Here is a 26,080-nt window from a genome sequence, read left to right as displayed (position 1 = left end):
TTTCTTACATTTTTAAACGAGAAAAGTAATTCTCTTTAGAAATTTCGATGGGATTGGCATTAAACCATTCTGCAAATTCGTCAAATGCTGCTTGATGTTGGTCATACCATTGTCCAAATTCTTCTTCGTTTCCCTTCATAAGAAACCAATAATTGTAGGCTTCAAAATAATTTTTTTCTTGAAGTTGTTTATGGAAATCGAATAGGACATTAGGGTAGTTCTTAGCGTGTTCTTTTTGATACCAAAATTGAATGAATTGTTGTCTAATGGCATGTATATGTTGCAAGGACAATTCTTTTTCTACACTGTGCTCTAACAAGACTGGAGTAAGCGCCATGGTCATAACCATACCATAATTCATTTGAAATGGAATCTTAAAATCTTCATTAGCATTGATGGTTAGTGTTTTACTAAATAAAACAGCCGCAGTAGAGTCTGAAGATATATCAATTGCTTTTTTATACGTTTCAAAAAGCAATTGACTCATTTTGACTGTTCGTTGAGAGTTTCTTTCTAGGTTCATAAAAATTTCGCCATACAATACGCCCCAAATTCTTTCACTAGAGTTACAAAATATTTGACCTAGCCAAAAATAGTTCGAAGCAAACGTAGGAGCAACCTCAACCCCTTTCTCCCAATAAGCGATGGCTTGATCGTAATTTTCTCTAGAATATTCTACGATGCCTTGTTCTAGATACATTTTTCCCGAATTAGGAAATATTTCTAAGCCCTTTTGATACACTTCTAAAGCTTTGTCGGGGTTCCCTATCAAATCATAACTATTGCCGAGCAATTGAAAATGTTGTTCTGTAACATCCGCTCTTTTTACCTGTTTTTCAAGTTCAGAAATAGCCTTTTTATAATTTTTTTGAATGTAAAAGATGTAAGCAACTTCATAAGGATATATAATATTTTTAGGGTCGAGCTTTTGGGCTTTGTGTAGTAATTTTAAGGCATCTTTAAATTCGCCTTTATCAATCATTTTTACGGCTTCTTTTCCGTATTCTAATGCTTTTTCTTCATTGGTTTCGGATTGAGCAAAGCTATTCAACGTTATAAAAGAAAGAAGAATGATGGTTAGAATTTTAATCCTGTTCATGGGTTTGATTTTTATGTCTGATAAAGCAATGTTGATTTTTAGTCAATAGTTCGTTGAAAAACTTTATTAGTTTGATAATCAATAAGTTGTAAGTTTGCTGTGTTTTGTGTTAAAGCTTTGATTATCAAGCTAATATAAATGTGCTTTTTTGTCTTTTTGGTAAAAAAGTAAACAACTAAGCTTGCGCCCTCATGAGCGTAGCGAACTAATCAACGAACTACTATTTTAGTATAAAAATAGATCTACTCCCGATAGGTGTAGAGGTATAATAGGGCAGAATAGCTTTTTACCAAAAACTAAGATAATAAATTTAGAACAAACAGAGGAGAAGTAAAATACATTATTGACCCTCAAATAAATTGACAGCAATGTTATTTTCAACATGTTTTTGTAGTAATTGGCGCCTTGTTTTTAAAGCAATTCGATCTCCTGAACTTAAAAAAGTATATTTTTTTTGAAGAATGGCATTCAATTCTTGTTGAATTTGCTCCAAAGGCATCCAATAATGTTCTGCAACAGCAATATCATCAATCAAAGCTTGTTTTATAGTCTTGATTTCTGCATTAAAATAGCCGTTGCTATCCAACGCAACACCAATTTTATCTAAGACATCTATATGAATATTACTACCCAAAAGACTACACATAGTAGTACTATCAACAGGGAGTTGCCAGCCATAAAAATAGAAGGCAATGCTGTCAGAAGGATAACTGGCCAATAAAACCTCAACAAATTGATCATCTTCTAGAGCATCCGTTTGGGTGCTGATCATTTGCCATACGCGTAAGTCTTTGAATAAATAATACTTGTTTTGTGATTCAATATAATGCACCAAAAGACCATCCATCAACTCGTTTAGCCAGAAAAAGTCAGGGAATGTATGAGCCGTTTTTAGATAAATATTCATCTGTTTTTCTAAGCTATCTTTTAGCAATTGAGCACGAGAGTAGAGGGTTCTAAATGCAGGGAGTGTACGAGCCGTTTTTACTTCTTTTTGATAAACTGCTATTTGTTGTGCTAACGAAGCACCAAAAAGAGCAACCGCACGTTGATCCAACACTTTTTCTTTTAGTTGCACTTGCTGAGTCGCATCAAAATTAATGCAAGCTCCATAAATCCAACCCATCTTATTGTCTGACAAGATAATCCGAAGCCAAGGTTCATTATAAGCAACTCCTTCTAACTTCATGGCGGTATTGAATTCACTAATTCTATTGGTAAATAATAAACTATCTCCTTTTGAAAATCGAGCAATTTCTGCTGCCTCAATAGAAGGAGCAGCACGAACAATAGCTTTCTGTGTGGTGACCACTAGAGAAATGGGTTGCCCTTCTAGTTGAAGAATGTTAGGCGTTGTTTGTTCTTGGATGGTGCTATCTTGAGAATTGGATGTAATGGTGGACTCTTGAGGTTCATTTTTACAGGATACAAAACTGTAAATTAATAAAATAAAGAAACTATAGAATACTAGTTTTTTCAACTGGATTAATGTTTTTTACAAAATGGCGGTTTTGAAATAATAAGTTAGAGAGTTGAAAATAAGACTAATTTGTTCCATTTTCAAATCTCTAACTTGATAATCGTTTGTATTCTATATAGATTGATTGTAGCTATTGTTTATCTAACTAGAAATAGTTGTAGGTAATCTTCCAGTGCTTTTAAATCATCTACTTTTCCAATATAACCAATGTAATTATCGGGGCGAATAAGGTAGAGGGTAGAATGGTTTAAATGGAGCGTTTGAAAGGCAGGCACATTTTCTGTCTGATCATAAATGATATGTGTCTGAAATAAATTGGCATAATTGTTATCCAAAAATGTTTTGACAGCATAAGCATCTTTATCTTGAATTTTATCTTTATTGCTCAGCCAAATGATAGCATGAAATGTTTGTTCGCCTAATTGCTGGTACAAGCTTTTTAACTTGCCTGTTTTTTCATCTAATATTTCTAAATACGGCAAACGATCACCAGGGTGAGGCGTTTTTTTGTTCAGATAAATAGAACTGTTAGAAACCAGACTATCGGGATAGTTAATACCAACTTGAGAAACGATTTTAAAAGCACGCTGTTGGATAGCTTTGATTCCCATCAAGCGCCCAATAAGCACAGGAGCAATATTGAGTCGAAACCAATTGATTAAACTACCTTTTTTGACAACACTGCTAAATGCTCTATCTGTACTATTAACCAATTGATTGGCAATTGGCCAACGTTCGTTGTGGTAACTATCCAATAAGGTTTGTTTTGCCTTGCCTTGAACAACTAATGCTAATTTCCAAGCCAAGTTATAGGCATCTTGTAGTCCTGTATTCATACCTTGCCCACCAGCTGGACTGTGTACGTGTGCAGCATCACCAGCAAAGAAAACAGGTCCTTCTTTGAAACGATCAATACAGCGATGGTGCACTTTATAAACAGAGAACCAGTTGGCTTCGCCAAACTCGATATCTAAATGCTGAATATCCTTAATGTAAGAACTGATATCTTCAAACTGAATGTTTTCCTGTTCAGAATAACTTTCGGGCAAGATACCGACCAATCGATAGCGTGTCCCATCCTCATCTGTAATAGGAAAGAAGCCCGTAAAATTATTATCGGCTAAATTGATGTGTATGGCATTGTGATCTTTTTGCCAGAATACAGATGTATCAACAACATAAAAGATATTTTTGTAGGTATCCCCCTTAAACGGGATATTTAAGGCGTGTCGAACAGGGCTGCGACCACCATCGGCTGCAATTACCCAATCGGCATTGATTTGTTCTTGAGTGCCATCTGCTGTTGTTATTTCAACTTGTGCCCCGTTTGCTTGTATTTGAAAACTAGTCATTTCGGTATTAAATTCTACCTGACCACCTTTTTTTTCGATGTACTCCAACAAAAGAGCTTCGTTGCAACTTTGTTCTAAAACAAATACATAGGGAAATGGTGTAAAATCAGCTCCTGTTTCTGATAAAGGCAAGGTTTGGACATCTTGCCCTTTGACCATAATTTCTGCTCTTTGGGCAGGAATACCAAGTTCTAGAGCTTGATCGACAATATTCATTTGTTCGTATATTTCCATAGTACGAGCTTGTACAGCAAGTGCTTTAGAAAAGGTTGTTGTTCCTTTGCGTTTTTCTATAATTCGATAAGGAATGCCAAAGCGTTGTAGTTGAGCGGCAGCCATAAGTCCAGTAGGACCTGCTCCTATGATAAGTACAGGGATGTTTGATGTTTTCATTGTATATTGGTTTTAAAATCCACTAAACCACTAGTGACTTATTTGAGGTAAGTTTTTAGTGAACTATTATTATGTAACGTGAGTATATGCCCAATATAAAAGGAAAAAGGGAGGTATATTTATTTATTCAATGAATGGAGATTGATTTTCAACGAAGGGAAATATAGAGGCAAAACAGTTACCAAATCATAACGGCAGTTATAAATTCGTGGCCAATGCCTTCGTTGATGAATTTTCTAATTTTATCTTTAGAATAAGAAATTTCTTGGCGAAGAGAGGAGGAAGAGATGCTAATATAGAGTTTACGATTTTTGACATAAATATTTTGAGTGTAACCACTAATAGTAGGTCCCATTGTTTCGTGCCAAAGCTGTTTCGCACGAGCTTCAAAATACTTATCTTGAATACCATAAGCTTTGAGCATGCGCAGAACAACATTGCCAACAGGTTCATCGTTGGTTTTGCGGTAACGCAGTTTTTGATTCTCTCTTTCTATGTTAAAGCTCATGAATTTTAGTTCATTACGTTGTGAAAAATTAAATTATATATACTTCATGCAAAATAAGTTTGTGCCTGCACAAGCGTAGCGAACTAACTAAGTGAAGCGATCTCATAAAATAATTCACGAAGTGTTATTAATTATAAGAATACGTTTTTTTAATAAAAGAAGCCATCCAAACTAAAAATAATTCTTGATACAAATCTTGGGCTTCCTCTACCAATTGTTCGGCGACAAAATTAGTAGAAATAGGCGAAAGAAAATAATACTCTCGCAACCATTTTTTAAATTTTCTAGAATAAAGACTTGGTTCGTAATTTTCTTCATCTTTGTAATAATAAACGCCATCTTCATCAACCATTGGTTCTACATCCAAACTAAGCAATCTTAGTAAGGTAAGCAAGTTGTTAGCGACAACATGGTAGCCACCTTCACTGCCAAAAACAACAATAGGAGCCGTGTTTAAATCTTGATTCTTGTATAGCCAAAACGCATAAAAAGAACCATTGTTGTCCGCTTGTGCAAAGGGGAGGAGCTGGTTCAAAAAATCAACTTCGTTTGACCAAGTTTTGAGTCCAAATTTGTCGTCTACTATTAATTCAAAAGATTCTGAATAATAATCATCAATTGCATGATCTTTTTCAAAAGTTAACAAGTCGACTAAAATCGCAGGGACGGTGTAGCCCATAAAATTGTGGGAATACTCTTTTAATGTCATGTCATGTCTGGTTACAGTGATTGGTAGTTTATGTAAGTTAATAAAAATCGTTAAAATTAGATAGCTTAATTGCCTAAAAAATTTTATTTTCGTTGGAATATTATCTTTCAAAAACGTTTGTTTATAGAAAATTTTATGAAGTTGGTCTATTTTGTGAGAATAAAGAAGTGCTTTTGAAGAACTTGCAAACATCTTGACCTTAAATCAAACCTATCGCATAAATTATATTCATAATATCATAACACATCATCATTAAGATAACCATAGAAGCAATGTATTTAGATCAAATAGAACTAAAAGGAAAAAAGGTATTGGTACGAGTCGATTTTAATGTGCCACTGGACGATAATTACACGGTAACAGACGACACACGTATTCGTGGAGCATTGCCAACTATTGAGTATATTTTGGAGCAAGGAGCAGCCGTTATTTTAATGTCGCATTTAGGACGTCCTCAAAAAAAGACAAAAGAGGATGGTTCTATCAATAAAGAAAAATTTACTCTAAAACATACCGTTAGCCGACTTTCAGAATTGTTGGGCAAATCTGTTGGATTTGTAGGAGATACCGTTGGAAATGTTGTAGAGGAGGCTGTTGAGCGTTTGGAAATGGGAGGCGTACTTGTTCTAGAGAACACTCGTTTTTACAAAGAGGAAAAAAAAGGTGACCAAGATTTTGCAGCGCAAATGGCTAAACTAGCCGATGTATATATCAATGATGCCTTTGGAACAGCACATCGTGCTCATGCTTCTACCTGTACCGTAGCTCAATTTTTTGATAAAGACCATCGAGGTTTTGGTTTTTTGATTCAAAAAGAATTGGAAAGTGCAAAGAAATTAACCGATCATCCTGAACGCCCATTCACAGCAATAGTAGGTGGCGCAAAGGTTTCGGATAAAATATTGTTATTAGAAAAACTAGTAGATTCGGTAGATAATATTATTATCGGTGGTGGTATGGCGTATACCTTGTTGAAAGCACAAGGAGGAGAAGTGGGGAGTTCTCTTTTGGAGGAAGATAAATTGGAAGTAGCCAAGGCGTTATTAGAAAAAGCAGCTCTAAAAGGGGTGCAAATCTTGTTGCCAGAAGACTCTCTTGTTGCGGATGATTTTAATAATGAGGCTGCTAGAAAAGTCGTCAACAGTAAAGAAATTCCTACGGGATGGATGGGACTAGATATAGGTCCTAAAGCGATTGAAACGTTTGAAGGTATCGTAACTACTTCTAAAACTTTGGTTTGGAATGGTCCTATGGGAGTATTTGAGTTCTCTAATTTTGCCAATGGAACGAGTCAAATAGCAGAAGCAGTTGTTAAAGCAACCGAAAAAGGAGCATTTTCTTTGATTGGTGGCGGTGATTCGGTTGCTGCAATCAACAAAGCAGGTAAAGCGGATCAAGTAAGTTTTGTTTCGACAGGTGGAGGAGCAATGCTTAAGTTGTTGGAAGGAGATGTATTGCCTGGCGTTGCGGCTATTGTAGATTAAACGGACAACTTTGAGAATTTTAAAATGTAGGTCGTAGGTTATGTTTAGCCCTACGACCTATTTTTTATTACTCGGTTGAAACCATGTAGTAGCAGCGCAGAAAACTAAGCAAAGCGATCTCAGGAAGTAAAAACTAAAAAAGCAACGGAGTATTAATTGTTAAGTCAAGCCATAAATTTCCATTGCTGTAGACATTCCTTTTAGGTAAACTCTATTCAGATAAATCAAATCTAGATTTGGAGAGGCTTTGAGCACAGCTTCTCCAAGGATTAGCTGTTGTTGATAGTGCTGGCACAGGCTTTGTAAACGAGCGGTACTATTGATGGTGTTGCCATAAAAAACACGAAAGCCATTTAGTTGACTTGCGACTACTTCGCCCCAATTGATGGCAGCAGAAAAAGAGGGGAAAAGACCATATTTTTGTTCTAAAAAAGCTCGATTGGTTTCTAAAGCAGCCATGAATTTTTGAAAACAATTAATAGCTTGTTTTGTAGTAGTTGCTTGCGCCCAAGTCAAAATAACGCCATCACCTGCATACTGATGTACCTCTATATTGGGAAAATCTTGCCGAACGAACTCTAGTTGATTAAAACAAAAATTGATAAAAGTACTGTAGGGCAACAGCCCCAACTGATCAACCTTTTCCATAGAACTTTGAAGGTCTATAAAGAGAAATCCTCGTTGTTCTATTTTTAAATTATTCTTTGTCATAATATTAATTTATAAAAGGCTTTTGCTATTTTGCTTTATCACAAAAAAGAAAGCAATAGGTAAACCACGAAGTTATTATAAAACTATTGACCCTACAAGTGATTTTTTAGAAAATTATTTTGACAAACTGTATATCAATATATGTTATAAAGAGGCAGTGAATGATTGCAGTTGTCAAAGCATCAAACTTAAGAAAATAATGGCTGGACAGATCCCAAACAATCCCATTTTAGATGATCAAGTTTCTCCTGGAGGAAATTCTAAGAACTATAAAAGTGCCTTTGCATTATTAACTTCTTTATTTTTTATGTGGGGATTTATCACCGTAGTGAACGATCCTTTGATTTCAGCTTTCAAAAAGATATTTGATTTACAAGCGTTTCATGCGGGCTTGGTGCAATCTGCTTTTTTTATTGCTTTTTTTGTTATTTCTCTGATCTACTTTTTAATCTCTACATCGAGAGGAGAAGACCCTATCAATCGATTGGGATATAAAAAAGGCATGTCTTTTAGCTTAGGAGTTTGTAGTTTGGGGTGCTTTTCTTTTTATCCGTCTGCTTTGGCGGAGTCGTATCCGATGTTTTTAGCTTCTTTGTTTATACTAGCTTCAGGAATTACCTTGCTACAAATTTGCGCTAACCCTTATGCTGCTATCATGGGGAGCAAAGAAACGGCTTCTAGCCGCTTAAATTTAGCGCAAGGATTTAATTCTTTGGGAACGACAATTGCACCTTTAGCGGCTTCATTGCTGATTTTTAAGGTATTTACAAATGGAACGGAGCCAACGTTAGATGCCATTTCTTCTACCTATTTGATTACAGGTTCTTTGTTTTTGGTCTTGGCATTGGTTGTTTGGGTAGCAGATATGCCTGCTTATACCAATGCCGAAAAGGTAAAAGGAGGCTTAGCGGTATTGCAGTTTCCTCAATTGAAATGGGGAATTGGAGCCATCTTTTTTTATGTTGGTGGCGAAGTAGCCATAGGAAGTTGGCTAATGCCGTTTATGGAGAATGTATTTGGCTTTGAGCCGACCAAAGCAGGGGCTTATCTGGCGTTCTACTGGGGTGGGGCAATGATTGGTCGTCTGTTAGGAGCGGTGTCCTTAAATACAGATATTGAAGACAATAAAAAATATCCCATGATGGCAGCAATTTCGGTTGTTGTGTTTGGTGTCATTTATTTAATAACGGGCTTAGATCTAGATGCAAATGGTGCGATAGCCTTTGTTGGCTTAGAGTTTAGCGAAGTTGTTTTTTACCTTTTGTTTTTAGTACTTAACTACATAGCATTTATATTGGGTAAATCAAATGCTGCCCGTTCTTTGAGTATTTTTTGTGTGGTGGTTATTGCTCTATTGTTGATAGGGGTATTTAGTGGAGAAAGTAGGTTGGCATTATGGGCTTTGTTGAGTATTGGTTTGTTCAACTCTATCATGTGGTCAAACATTTTTACATTGGCCATTAAAGATTTGGGAATCTATACCAGTCAAGGTTCTTCCTTGTTGGTGATGGCTATTGTTGGTGGCGCATTTATTCCGCCGTTGCAAGGTTTGGTGAGTGATGTTTGGGGACCTCAACTTTCTTTTTTAACGCCCATTATTTGTTATGCTTATATCTTGTTTTATGGATTGGTTGGACACAAAACTCAGGAAGAAAAACATTCTTAATGTTTAGTACTGGAATGAAATTTGCATTGCGGTATATAAATATTATTATTAATAAATAATCACTATGAATAAATACTTATCAATAAGAATTGTTCTTATTCATTTATGCTCTATTTTTTTGAGTAATATTTCTCTAGCTCAAGGTAGTACACAATACTTTTTTATTGTAGAGAGCAATGACGGAGATGTTTCCAAAGAGTATATTTTTAACGAATTGGGAGGAAAGCTTTTTAAAGAACCTAAATCATCCATTTATTTTAATGACTGGGATTGGATGATTGTTGGTAATAAGGATAAAACATATACTGTTTTTTGTCCTCCGAAATATCAACATTCTATTAAGGATATTCAAACCGTACCTTCTATGGCTCATATGAGGAGTTCTAAAACAACCTTATTCCCTTTGAAAAAAGCTGGTAAATGGGGATTTTATAATAAAAAAGGACTAGCTGTTATAACACATAAATTTGACTTCGTTTCTGAGTTTTACAAGGGAATGGCTGCGGTTAAAATAGGTGAAAATGCTTATTATATTAATGCAAAAGGAGAAAAAGTAAACCTGCCTTATAGATCAAAAGATTCTTCATATTCATTTTATAAATATGAAGAAGTATTAAGAGAACCACCTCTTGACGATTATTATAGATCTCATAAAGACGAAAATTTCAACATAACGACTGAAGATAATAAGATAGGATTAAAAAATAGTCGAACGGAAGAAGTTATAATTCCTTGTATTTATGATCGAATTTTGCAAATGGGGGATATTCTAGAGTATTTTATTGTTGTTAAAGATGAAAAATGGGGACTGTATAGTGCAGAAGGGAAAAAAATTCTTGAACCTATTTATGATCTTATACAGATTGAAAAAATTTCAATAAAGAACTAGAAAAAAATGCTCTAGAACTGAAAAAATACTTTAAAAAATCTATCCAACGGATAGATTTTTTTATTTTTGTCGTTTGTGATTTTACAACGTATAATTTTTGTTTCAATGATAATTTTTGTGAAATGATCTAATAATCTAGTTTAATTCGCAGTAAAATTCTGTATTCCACAAAACTTGTCAAAGACCTTCATTTTTTATACAAATAAAAGAACAATTAACCGACCATAAAAACACCTAAATTTTGGCAAAAAAGAAAACCACCACCAAAGCAAGAAAACAAACGCCTTTGATGGCTCAATACGAAGACTTAAAAGCGAAATACTCCGATGCTATTTTATTGTTTAGAGTAGGAGATTTTTACGAAACGTTTTCGACAGATGCTATTACGGCCTCTAATGTATTGGGAATTGTATTGACAGCTAGAAATAATGGTTCTTCAAAAGTAGAGTTGGCAGGATTTCCTTACCATTCTTTGGATACATATTTGCCCAAATTGGTACAGGCAGGATACCGAGTAGCGGTTTGTGATCAACTAGAAAAGCCAAGCAAGTTAAAAAAATTGGTCAAGCGTGGTGTGACGGAAGTAGTGACGCCTGGTGTGACGGTAAACGATAAAATTCTTGACCACAAGAGTAATAATTATTTGGCAGCGATACATTTTGGCAAAAAGGGACACACTGGCTTGGCATTGTTGGATATTTCTACAGGAGAGTTTTTGGTTAGTGAGGGAACGTGTAGTTATATAGATAAATTGCTACAGAGTTTTCAACCTTCTGAAATTATCTTTGCGAAAGCTCGTCAAAAAGACATCCTCAAATATTTTGGAGATAGTTTTTATCAATATGGCGTAGACGATTGGGTGTTTACTAGTGACTATGGCCAAGAGAAATTATTGCAACAGTTTGAGGTAAATTCTATGAAAGGGTTTGGTATAGAAGCCTTGGAACTGGCACAAGTTGCGGCAGGTTCTATCTTGCATTATGTAGCGACTACAGAGAATACCAACCTAAAGCACATTACCAATATTGCTAGAATTCAACCCGATCGTTATGTTTGGCTGGATAAGTTTACCGTGCGAAATCTAGAGTTGGTACATTCTCCCCACGCCTCGGGGGTGCCTTTGGTCAATATTTTGGATCAAACTGTGTCGCCAATGGGAACTCGGTTGTTAAAACGTTGGATGATATTGCCTCTAAAGGACAAAAATGCCGTTACAGCGCGACATCAAGTAGTGCGTCATTTTATTGATAATGGCGATATTGCTACCTTGGTGGATACACAAATACGCCAAATAGGGGATTTAGAGCGATTGATCTCAAAGGTGCCACTTGGCAAAATTGTTCCTAGAGAAATGAAGCAATTGGAATGTGCCTTAATTGCCTTAGAACCAATTAAAGAAGCTTTATTGGCTTCTGAAAACAAACAACTTCAGTCAATAGGGGAGCGCATACAATTGTGTGCCATGATTCGAGATCGTATTGGAAAGGAATTGGTGGATGAACCACCTGTAAAACTAGACAAAGGAGGCGTTATTGCAGATGGCGTATCTGATGAGTTGGATGAGCTGCGAGATATTATCAAAAATAGCAAACAACATCTGTTAAACATTCAACAAACAGAAGCAGCGGAAACGGGAATTGACAATCTGAAAATAGGTTTTAATAATGTTTTTGGTTATTACCTAGAAGTAACAAATAAGTATAAAAATAAAGGGTTGGTACCAGAGCATTGGGTACGAAAACAGACCTTGACAAATGCAGAACGTTATATTACAGACGACTTAAAAAAATTAGAGGTTAAGATTTTAGGAGCAGAGGAGAAAATTTTGAGTTTAGAGAATCGTTTGTTCCAAGATTTGGTTTTTGCCTTGACAGAATACATCCACCCAATTCAAATGAATGCGGCTTTGATTGCACAGTTGGATTGCCTCGCTTCTTTTGCGAAAGTTGCTATTCTTAATAACTATTGTCGTCCACAAATGAGTGATAGTTTGGTCATTGATGTCAAAGAAGGACGGCATCCAGTGATTGAAAAACAATTAAAATTGGGAGAGGAGTATGTACCCAATGATATTTATTTGGACAATGAAGGACAGCAGATTATTATGATAACGGGACCCAATATGTCGGGTAAATCTGCGTTGCTGCGCCAAACCGCACTGATTTGTTTGATGGCTCAAATGGGATCGTTTGTCCCTGCTAGAGAAGCTAAGTTAGGGATGATTGATAAAGTATTTACTAGGGTAGGGGCTTCTGATAATATCTCTTCTGGTGAGTCTACATTTATGGTAGAGATGAACGAAACAGCCTCCATTTTAAACAATATCTCGGAGCGTAGTTTGATTTTGCTAGACGAAATTGGGCGAGGAACAAGTACCTATGATGGTATTTCGATTGCTTGGTCCATTGCAGAGTTTTTGCATAATAATAACATTGCAACACCCAAAACCTTGTTTGCTACTCACTATCACGAGTTGAACGAGTTGGCAGGGCGTTTCCCTCGCATCAAAAACTTCAATGTGGCGACCAAAGAACTAAACAACAAGGTTATTTTCTTAAGAAAGTTGCAGGAAGGAGGCTCTAAGCACAGTTTTGGAATTCATGTTGCTAAAATGGCGGGGATGCCTCGATATGTGGTGGAACGAGCCAACGAAATTTTAGGACAATTAGAACAAAAAAGTATTGATGCAGGCGATTTGGACGAAAAAATCAAAAAAATTAATGCACCAGCTATGCAGTTGAGTTTCTTTGATGCTGCACCCGATCCTGTTTTGGCAGAACTGAAGGAGCAATTGGAAGAAGTTGATTTGAACCGCTTGACTCCGATTGAATGTATGTTGAAGTTGGATGAGTTGAAGAAACTGTTGGATTAAGGGAATTGTGCTTGAAAACGAACTAATAATAGCCACCTAGATTGCTCTAGGCGGCTATAGCAAAACTCAGGATGGATGAGCTTACTTAGCTTTTTTAGAACGACTTTTGGAAATGCGTTTCTTGGATTGTTGAGCAAATTGTGCCGTTCGGAGTTTTGGTTTGGTAATGCTTACTTTGATAACCCGCTCATCCGATCGTATTTTTTGAATTTCGAACCGTACATTTCCAGATGGTTCGCGCCATGAGTTTTTGGCGTGTAAGGTTTTGGGAAGTGCTATTTCACCTAAAATAGCCGCTGTATTGCCAACAATTCGCCTAATCACCAATACAGGACCATCCAAACCTTTGTTCCAATCATTGGGTCGCATATATTCTAGGTGATAATACCAAGAACCAGAGCTGTTGATTGGTATTTTTGCCCCCAAATGTGCATTGATTCTTCGGTCATTAATAGGAGCCATAAAGAAAGAAGTACCATTGGTGTTGACCCAAGATTTGCTTGCTGTATAAATGCGTCTTTTGTAGAATAAATTTTTGATGTCCAGTTGAGGGAAACTCATGGCAGGACCAAAAGGTTTGTTCCATTTAGGATGGCTGAATGTTTTGATAGCCATCGCACTCATAATACAGTTTCTATCGCCGTAATGTGTTTTGAGATCTTTGGCTAGATCGTGGTCGAAACCCATTCCATGCCCCATTTCGTGTGCTAAGAAAGAGCCGTTGTGCCCATGCGGTGGCGCAGAAACTCGCCCTTGACCATCGGCACTACCATCCAACCAATACTTGCCCCATACAGAGTCTCGCCAATTAATACCAGAAGGCGCATCAGGATGAGAAAAATCATGTGTAAACACAGCAAGTTGTTTGTGGAATCCGTTAACAGGGTCAATGCCTACTTTTCGACAAGCAGCAATTGCTGCATCAATTAGTTTGCCTCTTTTTAGGTCGGTATCCATTGGTTTAAAATCGACTTCTACCCAACCAAAGACCTTCGAGCCACTCACATCAATTGTTCCTAACGAAACCTCATCCCAGTATTCAATCAAGCCTCCAGTTCCTGGGGTATAAATCTCTCTAAAAAATTGCTCTACCGCAGGCACTTCAGGCATACCCTTAAATCGGCAAAGAATAATCGCCCAAGGACGTTTTTTGACACTAGGTCTTGACTCAAAAATGAGATTAGAGGTGTAAGCCCACCAATAAGTTAATTGCGAGGCATTTTTATTAAATCGAGCATCGGTGCGAATGAACTCTTTGTTCTTGGAGTTAAAGAATAAAATGTCATCCCTGTTAGTACCACCTCGTTCATATCTAAAACTCTTATTTCTGACTTTTGATGCTATAATAGCTCCTTTCTTGGCACGAATAGGAAGTTGTCCTTTTTGTACGTGTTCTACCATACGCAAATTTCCATTATTGTATTCTAATGCCAACAATTTGTAGGCTCCCGTGCTGTATTTTCGAATCAGTAAACCATCTTTTGATTTACCATCTAGATTGGCAACAATAACATCGTCGTTTTTGGAGAACAATTTGGTTTTGGAGGTAAATGCCCACCAAAATGTCTTAACTCCTTGACTATTGGTAGCTGTGTCAAATCGCTTAACTTGCCCATTTGTTTTATCAATTACGAGCAAATCATCCCGATTGCGAGCCTGTCCAAAATTTCCAGTTAGTAAGAGTTTGTTTTTAAGATTATGACTACTTAAATTACCTAAGGAGTAACCTGTCATTCTTTTTAGAACGCCGTTGACTTCTTTTTTGTAAAGCTTAATCGTTCCTCGACTACGATTATAAACCATAATCTCATCTGCTCCATCACCATCAAAGTCACCAACGAGATAATGTTCGCTATTTTTGATAAAATTAGGTTGTGTAAACCACCACCACATTTCCGTTAAGTCGTTGCTAATGGCATAACCACGAATGCTGCCATCTTCGAGAATAGCAAAAATTTGATCTTTGCCTTTTTCTCTTCCGTTGACAACAAAATCGCCAATAATGAGGCGTTTGACGGGAGAAGGAAAGCTGTGTGTAAGTAATGGTTTGTGTTCGTGTTCACATTTAAAAATATGAATGTGTCGACCATCGACCTCAATGAGTTCATTTAGGGAATCTCCATCTATATCGCCTAGATATAATTTTGAAGAAAGCAAAATTTGAGAATTGGTTTTCATCTTTGTTTGTTTGGATTTTAAAAATGTCAAAACATTGACAGAATAATATATTAATCTTGGGATTTTTTGATGTAAAATTAGATGAAATAGACTCCGTTAGCTATCCGTAAAAAGACAGAATATAGTTATCCGTAAAATTACGTAGATGAGATGGAATGATGATTTGATGGAATAAAGGAATATTCTAGTGGAGGGATTTTGAGCATTCATTTAATGGGTAATAATTCCTTTGTTGTAATTCTCTAGTTGCTGGCGCCAACGATTAAATTTAGTGCTTTCGTCTTCTTCCCAACGCCCTTGTTGGTAGCGAAAAGCCATCCAGAAGGACTTCTTATTGCCCCTAATTCTTAGAAAATCGTCTTCTTGTGGTTGATAATCAAAATCAAAGCAATTCCGTTGGTTTAATTGCTGGACAACTTCTGATTTTAGTGCTTGTTCACTTTGATTCATTTTATAAATAAATGGTTTGCCTCTTAAGGAGCTAGCTTGTTTAACAGCGTTTTTACGTTCTAGAATCCAACCAATTTCATCGGGAGTTAATTGGTCACTATCACAAGAACAGAGTTTGAAACCTTGGTTTAAGTTACACATGATTTAACGTTTTAAAGTGGTAATGAAATACATAAAAAGCGCATTTAAAGAGTGTAGATGCTTAAACAAAATACGCAAAAGGTAGAAGATATAGTTATAATTTGCCGATGAATGCTGGGGACGAATGCGAATGCAAGGGCATAAGGATAGCATATTTAATAGCCGAAGTTGATTTGAATAGCTTCTGTTTGCTTATTTAAATATCTATCAAAGTAGTTTAAAGAAAAGCCTAGAAAAAACTAATTTTTAAAACAATCTATATACATTTTTAGTTGAATTAACAGGAAATTATTATCTTATTGAATCTTCCAAAGGGTTCGGGACACACCTTAAGACTTACCCCATTTTTAACATTAAAATCTGATCACTTATTGAGATAAGTGGATGGGTAATTTCAAATTAATATTAATTTTTATGAAACAAGTATGGCTTAGTTTGTTTTTGGTAACCATGTTTACAATAGCGTGCTCGGGGTCAGAAACAACAGAAAATAATACAAAACAAAGTGAACTTACAAGCACACCCGATCCAACAGAGGATGTTGCGGTAGCAATTACAACTAGTGCTACAGAGCATCCAGAAGGAGAAATCATAGGCAATGAAGCAGCAACGAATGCTGCAACGGCTTCTCCTACTCCCGAAAATGTTTCCAGTACACAAACCGATATTGTTTATCCTACACCAGCAACGAATAAAAGCAATGTGGTGGCTAAAAATGAGCCGATAAAGCCAGAGCCAGAACCTGTACAAGTAGAAGAGACAACCACTACAACAACAACGACTACGACTTCCTCTAAGCCAACTACAAATACTACAACAACAACTTCTAAACCGACATCAACAACTAGTGTTGCTCCAAAGCCTGCTAAACCAGCTTTGAGCCACGATGTATTTGATGCTTTGTTGCGCAAGTATGTCAATAGTAGTGGAAATGTAAATTATGGAGGTTTTCAAAAAGATAAAGCAAAGCTGGCTAGTTATTTAGAGTTGTTAAAAAACAATCCTCCTCAAAGCAGTTGGTCTAAAAATAAAGAAATGGCATATTGGATTAATATGTATAATGCAATCACCATTCACTCAATTGTAGAAAGTTATCCTGTTAGCAGTATCATGAAATTGGAAGGGGGAAAAATTTGGGATAAGAAAAAAATTGTCATTAACGGCGAAAATCTTACCTTAAATAACATTGAAAAGGATAAATTACTGAAACGATTTAAGGAACCTAGGGTGCATTTTGCCGTCAATTGTGCTGCTGCATCTTGCCCGCCCTTATTAAATAAGGCATGGACAGAAGACAATATTCAACGGTACTATGACAAGCAAGCAAAAGCGTTTATCAATAACCCAAGCTACAATACAGTTAGTGCCAAAAAAATTGAAGCCTCTCAAATTTTTAATTGGTATGCTGGTGATTTTGGTGGCAGCGATAAAGTTGTTCCTTATTTTCAAAAATATTCAGAAACGACCATTAAGGATAATGCTAAAGTTTCGTACAAAGAATACGATTGGAACTTGAATAAGCAATAGACAATCAACTTATCCTAAAAAAAAGCTCTTGGAGATAATGACTCTAAGAGCTTTTTTATTTAATTAACGTTTTATCCCAACGTGTTTTTGTCTTATTTTCGTTAGTAATAATAGTGTTTGCTATGAAGTATGAATGAAGATTATGCAATGAGAAATGTTAGGTGGAGCAGAATAAATATTAACAAAAGTATTGTAGACATTGATTAAATATTGGTTGGCATATATATTCCTCTTTTTTATTCCTTATTTATCCTTAGGACAGGTGGAGGATAGTATTCCTGTAGGAATATTAGAAGTGGAGCAAGCGTATCTTTTGAAGATGTATTCCTTGGACAAAGACAAGCGTTTTTTTAAAAAGCAACGCATTCAGTTTGAATATGAATTGGAAGATACTGCCCAGATACAAAACAAACTTCAAGACATCTTAAAGCAGCTTCATGCCAAAGCTTATTTAACAGCATCTATAGATACGTTTTTCCGAGATGATAGCACTCAGTTTTCAGCTTATCTTTTTGTTGGAGAGCGTTACGAATGGGCGAATCTAAAAAATGGCAATGTTACCGATGCTTTTTTAGCAGCAGTAGGATTTAAAGAGCGACTGTACACCGATCAACCTTTTTATTACAAAGAAGTTGCCTCATTACAAGAAAAGTTATTGATTTATTTAGAAAATCATGGCTATCCATTTGCGCAAGTCTATATTGATAGTGTTCGAATTGTAGAGCAAGAAGTGTCGGCACGCATTTATTTTGAAAAGGGACCGCTTATCTTTTTTGACGCACTAAAGATTGTGGGAAAGAGCCGTTTGCCCAAGCAGAAAAGGAAGAAAAAAGTTCGGATCACAGAAGGTTTTGTCTCTAGTTATTTAGGGATTCGAAAGGGAAAATTGTACAGCGAAAAACTTGTTCAGAAAGTTCAAAATCGAATGAATGCCCTGCGATATTTAACGAGTTATCAAACTCCTTATGTCATATTTAGAGACAATAAAGCAGAGTTAAATTTGTTTTTGATGGACCGCCCTTCGAGTAAAATAGATGTTTTGCTTGGCTTTTTACCTAGCAAAGATGCCGTAACAGGACAACAACGGTTTGATTTTACAGGGAATATTGATATTGATTTGATCAATCCATTTGGAACGGGCAAACGCTTGCAATTGAAATGGCAACAATTGAGCTTAGGAACCTCCGATTTGTTGGTGCGATTTGCTTGGCCTTATTTGCTGAAAACACCCCTAGGAGTAGATCTTTCCTTTAAATTATACAAGCGAGATTCTTCTTATATTGATATTATAACGGATGTTGGGTTGCAATATTTGTTTAATGGGAATAGTTATATTAAGGCATTTTGGATTAATACGACGACTAATTTAATCAATATAGACACCAACTTAATTCGGGCAACTCGGCGATTGCCAAGTATGCTTGATATTGATAACAGCTCGTTCGGGTTAGAATTTTATTATGATAATTTAGATTATAAATACAATCCTAGAAAAGGATTTGAGAGTAAATTAGTGGCTAGCTTTGCTTTGAAAAGAATCCGCCGAAATAATACCATTGAAGAAATAGAAAATCCTTTGGATACGACCTTTAGTTATGCCTCCTTGTATGATACAATAGTCACCAATACCTTTCAGTATCGATTTCTAGCAGAACACAGTCAGTTCTTTCAATTGTGGAAAACCAGTACTTTGATGGCTCGATATCGAGGAGGAATTATCCTTTCCAAAGACCCTATTTATGATAATGAGACTTATCGAATAGGAGGAAATAAATTGTTGAGAGGTTTTGACGAAGAGGCAATTTTGGCAACATGGTACAATGTATTGACGTTGGAATGGCGATTTCTATTTGGGCGAAATTCTTATGCTTATCTATTTGGAGATGTTGCTTATGTTCAACGAAATACAATTAGTACCCAATTGAATGATTTTCCTGTGGGCTTTGGTGTTGGCGTTGCCCTAGAGACCAAGGTAGGCATTTTTGCCCTCAGCTATGCACTTGGAACACAGCAAGGCAATCCAATTATTTTTAATAATAGTAAAGTACATTTTGGATATGTGTACTCGTTCTAATCTAGCTATAAAATAAGAGCAGCTAAAAAGAATAGCTGCTCTGTAACTTGATTTTACAATGTGCTAAAGCGGAGGAGGTGATCTATTTTGAAATAATAATTTTTTCTTTAAATAACTGTTCTCCATCGGATACCACAATTATATAAACTCCATTCTCTAACTCAGAAGCATCAATCGATTGCAACGGACGATTTGCAGTAATATTTTTTCTAACCCTACCCATTATATCAAAAATTTGAATGTTGGCATTAGTAGGCTGTGCTTGAAATTGGAGGGTAAAGGTTCCTTTTGAAGGATTCGGATAAATACTGAGTGTATTGCTTGTGATTTCTGTTGTAGTACGAAGGGTAGTATTTTGATTCGTAGTAGAATTGGAAGTTGTACCAGCTGTTTGCAAATCGCTTTGCGCAGAACTTACACTTGTAGAATTGTCTTGTACTGCTTTTCCATGAAAACAACCTGTTGTTCCATCGGGTAGGCAAGCACAAGGTCCTATATGCGCCAAAAACACTTCATTACCATAAAAGCCAGGTTGCAACAAAACAGCTTTGCCCGCTTTAAATTCTAATTTAGAAAAAGAGGTAGTTGATACATCAGACGCTGTAATATAGTTGTTAACAGAGTTATAGCTGTTTGTGATAGGCGATGCTCCAGAAAAAGTTAAGTTATCTTCGCAAGCTCTAGTTACTGTAATACACTCTGTTTTGGATGTTCCACATTCTGGATGATAAACCGTAATACAAATTTCTCCACTAGCTGCATTATCTGTTGTAAAATTGAATTGAGAATTAGCAGCGTCGTATGTATAGCCAAAACAATCAGGATGAGTAACCGAGTAGACCTCAGAACCTGGTTGACTACTAACATTGACGGTGAATTCTGTTTCATTACAAGCTAATTCGACAATGCTTGAAGAGGTAATAACGGGCTCATTAATATTTAGGATGGTAATATCCAACTCTACCGTATCCCTTTGAGTACTTACGACATTGCCACTATCATCAAGATCCACACAAACATAGGTAACGGTTAATGTTGCCTCGTTAGACGCTGCTGTTGTAGACCAAGTGAGCGTTACTGGATTAGTACCTGCATAGAGAATCGACACAGGATAATCAAGTTGCCAATCGACACTGTCTATGGCATCACAAGTATGCATGAGCTCATAGCTATTAACAATAAAATTGGATGGGCAAATCTCTGTTGGACCCTCTATGGTTGCTTCTTGAGCCCACACATTATTACAAGCAAGCCCCAGTAGAAACAAACTAATTAGTTTATACATAATAATTTTCATAGTGCTTACTTAATTTTATTTTTCAATACTTCCACTTCTGCTTTTAAGGCTTTATTTTCTTCTTTTAGTTGAATCATATAAAGCGTTAATTCTTCTATTTTTTCTAACAACTTAGCATCCATTTTAGCCACATCAATACCTTCTTTTTGCACTTCTTCTGCACTAGGAACACCAGGTAAGTGTTTGTGTTCTTTGACAAAGGCATTGACTTGATCCAAAGGCATTAATTGATAATTGTCTGCAAAAACATAATCCGCCCAGTCGGTAGTATTTTTGAGAGCTACTTTTAGTTTTTCTGTCAAAATTCCTTTGTCCACATATAGTTTGTAATCTCCATTGAATGTTGAACTAGCAGTTGGATCAAGACCTATACTAACTTTTCCATCATTGCGAATAAACAAGTGGTAGTTGGTGCCTGCATATCCTGTAGTCCCACCATAAGGCTTCCATATGTTAAGCCCCTTTGCATGAGGATTGTATTCAATACCCCATTCGCCATGACTTGCTCCTGTTTCTGCACCTAATAGCAGTGAGGCTTGATTGCCATCTAGCAGCGTAAATCCTTCTATATGAGCGTCTAGTCTAGTGCCATTAAAATTCCTAACATGCAATGTTGCATTGGGGTTGTTTAATCCAATACCTACTTGACGATCGTTGGTCAGGCTCATTACGGTTTGGTTGATATTGCCATGATGGAAATGCAAGCCTCTGTAGTTCGCGCCCATATCCCAAACATAATTGGTATAAGAAGAACCTGTACCTGAGAAGCGATGGGTTATTTGCAAGCCTGTTGTATAGCTTGTAAATGGAGCGCCTGAAGCGGGTAATCCTGTGTGCGTTTTAAAAATACTGACTTTAGCGGGTGCGCTTGGGAAAAAGCCACTTCCAACAGATATTTTGCCCGTAAAGGTAGCGTCTGTAAATTGAGCAAATAGATTTTGGCTCATCAGCCCAATTCCTAAAACGATCATTATTTGTTTAAAATTCATAATCCTTTGATGTTTTAATTAAAGTTATTTCGAATAAAAATTAATTCACTGTCAAAGTTAAGGTATATGAATATTTGAAAATTGATGTATGTTTATTCGTCAACGAAAAGGCTTTATCCGTCAGCTTTAAATCTATATTCGTTGAGAATAGAAGATAGGTGCTTGAAGTAGGGGAGAAGTTATAGTTAGTAGACGGCAAGAGTAAGTATTTGCTTTGGAGTAAGAGAAGAAATTAGAATAAAAAGTAGGCAATACAAACGTTGGTTTACGGATAAAAAAAAGCTTTCTAAGTGATTGTTCAACCTAGAAAGCTAATTATATTGGGTTACCCCAACTCTACAATCGTCAGGCCATCGCCCCCTTGATTGGGTTCAGGATGATAAGAACGTACGATATTTTTATATTCTCTTAATTTCCTATTAACGACCTTGCGCAAGGCACCCGATCCTTTTCCATGAATGATTCGAACCTCGTTGACACTAGCCATTAAAGCATTATCCATGAATTCTTGAATTCTTTCCAAAGCATCTTCATAACGCATCCCTCGAATATCAATTTTAGGATCAAAGTGGGCATTTTTGTTTAAGGTGTCTGTTTTGACAATAGCCGTTCGATGCGTTAAAATTGGATTTTTAATCAACTGCAAGTCTCTCAATTTAACCATCAAATGAAGGTTGCCTAATTCTACCTTTGCTTCTTTTTTCTTGATTTCCTTAACGATTCCCATTCCACCGCCAGAGCGCAATTTGACATAAGAGCCTTCTTCAATGACACCATCATCTTCTTGTTCGTACACCTCATAAATTCCTTCTTTGACGCCTTTTACATCTTCGACCATTTGCTTGCGTTCTTCCTGTGCTTTGTCGAGCAATTTTTTGGCTTTTTCGGCAGCTTTTTCCTTGTTAGAAGCCGTTTTGAGTTCTCTTAAAACTTTTTGAAGTGCTTTGTTGGTCTTTTCGGTTTCAACCAATTCTTGCTCTTTAATTTGAAGCTTTAATTTTTTACGAGAGAACTCCAAATCTCTAAAGGCCGACTCATAGTTTTTGATCAGTTGATCCAATCGTTTTTGATGTTCTAGAACTTGCTCGTGCGCCTCTACAGCTTTTTGTCGTTCTCGCTGCAAATCGACCAAGATTTCATCCAAGTTGTGATTTTGTTTGCCAACTTTGCGGCGAGCGTAGCCGATTACGTGATTGGGCAAGCCACTTTTAGACGCAATTTCAAAAGCGTAAGAACTACCTGGCTTTCCAATTTTCATTTGATACGTAGGAGAGAGGGTATCTTTGTCAAAAATCATAGAGCCATTGACTAGCCCTTTGTTCTCAAAAGCATAAACTTTAAGGTTGGAATAGTGGGTGGTAATAACACCGTAGACTTTTTTCTGATTCAAATCTCTTAGAACAGCTTCTGCAATCGCTCCCCCCATTTTAGGATCTGTACCAGAACCAAACTCATCAATCAATACCAACGTTTTGTCATCTGCCAACTCCATAAATAAACGAGCATTTTGCAAACGAGAACTATAGGTACTCAACTCATCTTCCAAAGATTGTTGATCACCAATATCGGCAAAAATTTGATTGAAGATACCTATCTCAGCTCCTTCATTAGCTGGAATTAACATACCCGCTTGAAGCATCAACTGGATTAAGCCAACGGCTTTCATACAAATAGATTTTCCACCAGCATTAGGACCACTTAAGACCAAAATACGAACGCCTTTCTTAAAGTGTAAATGAAAAGGAACTGTTGGTGTACCCGTTTGCTTATTTTTGATGGATAATAAGGGATGAACGACATTGCGCATCTTGTAATGAGGTGTCAACAAAACTTTGGGCTTTGTAGCTTCTAGCTGAATCGCTATTTGCGCTTTTGCTTGGATGGTATCAAAGCGAACAATAATTTGTTCATATTGCTGCAATTGAGGAATATAAGGGCGTAAGAGATCACTTAATGCTCTTAGTATGTTATAAATTTCCCGTTGATAGTCTCGTTCTAGGTCAAAAATGTCGTTGTTTAGATCAATAACCCCTTCTGGCTCTATAAAAACGGTTTTTCCTGAAGCGGATTCATCGTGAATAATACCTCGTACTTGACGTTTTCGCTCAGCAGGAACGGACAAAACACGGCGACCATTTCTAAAACTTTCTATATTATCTTTTAGCCAACCTTTGCTTTGATAATGGACGATGATTTGACGGAATTTTTTGTCCAATTCTTGGCGCTTGCTACTTTGCATTCTTGCAATGCGCATCAATTCGGGAGAGGCATCAGAGCGAATGTTGCCTTCTTCATCAATAACACGCTGTATTTCTGATAGCAATTCTTTGTCAAAATCAGCTACTCGTATAATGTCAAAGAGGGTTGGATAAAGCGTTTTGGTGCTTTTTCGTTTGCTAAAGAAGCCATAAATCCCATAACAAACCAACAGCGTTTTTGCTACATTACGCAAGCTTTCAACAGACAATACGTAGCCCTCAATGCTCAACATACGCAAATCATCGTTGATGCTGGCATATTGACTCATCGGAAAGTTGTGGTTGTTTTCATACGTTTGAGTATATTCAAATACCTCTAAAAGCCAACGCTCAATTTGCGAAGCTTCCGTACTTGGAATTAATTGCTGAAAATATTCCTTTCCTAATGTACCGTAGCAGTAATCTTCAGTTAATTCTAGTATTTTGTCAAACTCTAAAGTTTGGTATAAATCTTTCGGTGCAAGTTTCATTTCTAATCTATGCTTTGTCATAATTGGTTGCCCTAAAGTTACAGATTTCAATTCTACTAAGAATCAATGTAGGTGTTCACTTAAAAGAGTTGAATTGTAAAATGGAGTAACATCTGTATTGATAGAAGCACTATTATTAAGTTACTCTAATAGCAATGCCTCACAGTTTAAAAACATCTACTGCAAAAATAGTTCACTTCTAGTAGAAATTAATTATTTTTATGAAAGAAGTTGTAGCTTTCATTTAATCCATTCGTGTTTAGGTAACACTCCGCTGCTTTTTTAGTTTTTCTATATTCAAGGGAGCGATGTTCAAGTTATAATTAATAATGAAACCAGAGAAGAAATTTGAATTTAGTGAGGTGATTAATGCCCAGACGGTTAAAAAGATTGGGCATGATATAAAGAAGGTGTGGCAAGATTTTGATGTAAAACAGTTAGAAAAAAGAGTACTTACGAAGCTATCTAGTTTAGCTTTTAAAGATAGAGCTAATTTGATTGCAGACGTACTTTATGAGTTGTTACCCAAGGATTTTGAATTGGCTGGACAAATTTTATTGGATTCTTTTGGCGAACAGTTGGATGCTCCTGACTTTACAGGGCAAAATGCATTTATGTATATGCCGCATGGGGTATATGTCAGTCGTTATGGTTTGGATGCACAACATTTTGAGCTGTCTACGCAGTTTTTATATGAAATGACGAAGCGATTTAGTGCGGAATTTGCCATACGACCATTTTTAAATAAATTTCCTCTCCAAATGATTGGCAAATTGCAAACATGGGTCAAAGATGATAATCAGCATGTTCGCCGATTAGTTTCAGAAGGAACACGTCCACGTTTGCCTTGGGCACCTAGGGTTACGGTGTACGATGATGATTATACTGTCATTATGGACTTGTTAGCAATGCTGAGGAATGACCCTGAATTGTATGTGAGGCGGTCGGTAGCCAATCATCTAAACGATTTGACAAAAGATCGGAAAGAATTAGTACTTGCTCATTTAGAAGGATGGAATAAGCAACCTAATCCTAAAATAGTATGGTTGACCAAGCACGCATTGAGAACCTTGGTGAAAGCTGGAGATGCTGGTGCTTTAAAAATTTTGGGTTTTTCCAACAATCCTGAAGTTAAAGTGCAGCATTTTGCCTTGGAGAAACAACAATTGAAGTTGGGTGAGCAACTTGTTTTTTCTTTTGATATAGAATCCCAAAGTGCCTACTCTCAACGGTTAGTAGTGGACTATATCATTCATTTTAAAAAAGCAAATGGAAGCCAAGCACCTAAAGTGTTTAAGTTAAAAGTGTTAGAATTGGAAGGGCACCAGTCCATTCAACTTAAGAAAAAACAATTGTTTCAGCAGTTGAGTACAAGGGTTTTATACGAAGGAAGACATCAAGTTGAATTACAAATTAACGGAAAGAGTTTTGGTATTCAAGAGTTTGAACTTGTATTTTAAGTGAGAGGTGTAAGAATATTTGGGGCGTTTTTGATCACATTATTTGGTGGCTTTTTTTGTTGTCAATGTACTT

18 protein-coding genes are annotated in these 26,080 nt (G+C 36.5%); 7 read left to right on the top strand and 11 right to left on the bottom strand.

The window, feature by feature from the left end; all coding sequences use genetic code 11:
* Positions 1 to 4: 4 nt before the first annotated feature.
* The 5 genes from QP953_RS23695 to QP953_RS23675 form a co-directional block, all read right to left on the bottom strand.
* Positions 5 to 1,099, bottom strand: a complete 1,095-nt coding sequence (locus tag QP953_RS23695) for a tetratricopeptide repeat protein (protein ID WP_309553163.1) — start codon at positions 1,097 to 1,099, stop codon at positions 5 to 7.
* 340 nt (positions 1,100 to 1,439) lie between these two features.
* Positions 1,440 to 2,579: an SH3 domain-containing protein gene (locus tag QP953_RS23690; protein ID WP_309553162.1), complete on the bottom strand. Its 1,140-nt coding sequence runs from the start codon at positions 2,577 to 2,579 to the stop codon at positions 1,440 to 1,442.
* Positions 2,580 to 2,716: 137 nt separating this feature from the next.
* A complete protein-coding gene (locus QP953_RS23685) occupies positions 2,717 to 4,324 on the bottom strand; it encodes an FAD-dependent monooxygenase (protein WP_309553161.1) in 1,608 nt (535 codons plus the stop codon).
* Positions 4,325 to 4,502: 178 nt separating this feature from the next.
* A complete protein-coding gene (locus QP953_RS23680; protein ID WP_052592930.1) occupies positions 4,503 to 4,832 on the bottom strand; it encodes a DciA family protein in 330 nt (109 codons plus the stop codon).
* Positions 4,833 to 4,959: 127 nt separating this feature from the next.
* A complete protein-coding gene (locus QP953_RS23675) occupies positions 4,960 to 5,541 on the bottom strand; it encodes a hypothetical protein (RefSeq protein WP_156039637.1) in 582 nt (193 codons plus the stop codon).
* A 272-nt stretch (positions 5,542 to 5,813) separates the two neighbouring features.
* Here QP953_RS23675 and QP953_RS23670 point away from each other — a divergent pair, with 272 nt between their 5' ends.
* Positions 5,814 to 7,025, top strand: a complete 1,212-nt coding sequence (locus QP953_RS23670) for a phosphoglycerate kinase (protein ID WP_052592934.1) — start codon at positions 5,814 to 5,816, stop codon at positions 7,023 to 7,025.
* A gap of 159 nt (positions 7,026 to 7,184) precedes the next feature.
* On the opposite strand, the gene QP953_RS23665 is transcribed toward QP953_RS23670, so the two are convergent.
* On the bottom strand, positions 7,185 to 7,736 hold the full coding sequence (locus QP953_RS23665) for an adenylate/guanylate cyclase domain-containing protein (protein ID WP_052592936.1): 552 nt from the start codon (positions 7,734 to 7,736) through the stop codon (positions 7,185 to 7,187).
* A 199-nt stretch (positions 7,737 to 7,935) separates the two neighbouring features.
* On the opposite strand from QP953_RS23665, the gene QP953_RS23660 reads away from it, so the two are divergent.
* The 3 genes from QP953_RS23660 to mutS all read left to right on the top strand — a co-directional run bounded on the left by QP953_RS23660 (position 7,936) and on the right by mutS (position 13,163).
* Positions 7,936 to 9,402: a sugar MFS transporter gene (locus QP953_RS23660; RefSeq protein WP_309553160.1), complete on the top strand. Its 1,467-nt coding sequence runs from the start codon at positions 7,936 to 7,938 to the stop codon at positions 9,400 to 9,402.
* Positions 9,403 to 9,466: 64 nt separating this feature from the next.
* On the top strand, positions 9,467 to 10,291 hold the full coding sequence (locus tag QP953_RS23655) for a WG repeat-containing protein (protein ID WP_309553159.1): 825 nt from the start codon (positions 9,467 to 9,469) through the stop codon (positions 10,289 to 10,291).
* 289 nt (positions 10,292 to 10,580) lie between these two features.
* Entirely contained in the window at positions 10,581 to 13,163 is a 2,583-nt protein-coding gene (mutS, locus tag QP953_RS23650; protein WP_408913550.1) for a DNA mismatch repair protein MutS, read from the top strand.
* A gap of 81 nt (positions 13,164 to 13,244) precedes the next feature.
* Here the strand turns inward: mutS and QP953_RS23645 are convergent, their stop codons facing one another.
* Both QP953_RS23645 and QP953_RS23640 read right to left on the bottom strand, forming a co-directional pair.
* Entirely contained in the window at positions 13,245 to 15,341 is a 2,097-nt protein-coding gene (locus QP953_RS23645; protein ID WP_309553157.1) for a hypothetical protein, read from the bottom strand.
* Positions 15,342 to 15,551: 210 nt separating this feature from the next.
* Entirely contained in the window at positions 15,552 to 15,932 is a 381-nt protein-coding gene (locus QP953_RS23640) for a hypothetical protein (RefSeq protein ID WP_052592942.1), read from the bottom strand.
* Positions 15,933 to 16,346: 414 nt separating this feature from the next.
* Here QP953_RS23640 and QP953_RS23635 point away from each other — a divergent pair, with 414 nt between their 5' ends.
* Both QP953_RS23635 and QP953_RS23630 read left to right on the top strand, forming a co-directional pair.
* The gene (locus QP953_RS23635) at positions 16,347 to 17,459 is read left to right on the top strand and encodes a DUF547 domain-containing protein (protein ID WP_309553156.1); all 1,113 of its coding nucleotides are present in this window, start codon (positions 16,347 to 16,349) and stop codon (positions 17,457 to 17,459) included.
* A gap of 199 nt (positions 17,460 to 17,658) precedes the next feature.
* On the top strand, positions 17,659 to 19,533 hold the full coding sequence (locus QP953_RS23630) for a BamA/TamA family outer membrane protein (RefSeq protein WP_052592946.1): 1,875 nt from the start codon (positions 17,659 to 17,661) through the stop codon (positions 19,531 to 19,533).
* A gap of 82 nt (positions 19,534 to 19,615) precedes the next feature.
* Here the strand turns inward: QP953_RS23630 and QP953_RS23625 are convergent, their stop codons facing one another.
* The 3 genes from QP953_RS23625 to QP953_RS23615 all read right to left on the bottom strand — a co-directional run bounded on the left by QP953_RS23625 (position 19,616) and on the right by QP953_RS23615 (position 24,547).
* A complete protein-coding gene (locus QP953_RS23625; protein WP_309553155.1) occupies positions 19,616 to 20,830 on the bottom strand; it encodes a T9SS type A sorting domain-containing protein in 1,215 nt (404 codons plus the stop codon).
* Positions 20,831 to 20,835: 5 nt separating this feature from the next.
* A complete protein-coding gene (locus QP953_RS23620) occupies positions 20,836 to 21,819 on the bottom strand; it encodes a hypothetical protein (protein WP_052592950.1) in 984 nt (327 codons plus the stop codon).
* Positions 21,820 to 22,144: 325 nt separating this feature from the next.
* The gene (locus QP953_RS23615) at positions 22,145 to 24,547 is read right to left on the bottom strand and encodes an endonuclease MutS2 (protein ID WP_052593019.1); all 2,403 of its coding nucleotides are present in this window, start codon (positions 24,545 to 24,547) and stop codon (positions 22,145 to 22,147) included.
* Positions 24,548 to 24,876: 329 nt separating this feature from the next.
* On the opposite strand from QP953_RS23615, the gene QP953_RS23610 reads away from it, so the two are divergent.
* Entirely contained in the window at positions 24,877 to 26,007 is a 1,131-nt protein-coding gene (locus tag QP953_RS23610) for a hypothetical protein (protein ID WP_309553154.1), read from the top strand.
* The last annotated feature ends 73 nt before the right edge of the window (positions 26,008 to 26,080 follow it).

The organism is Aureispira sp. CCB-E (assembly GCF_031326345.1).
In the GTDB taxonomy this organism is placed as follows: domain Bacteria; phylum Bacteroidota; class Bacteroidia; order Chitinophagales; family Saprospiraceae; genus Aureispira.
This window is presented reverse-complemented; position numbering and strand designations above follow the sequence as displayed.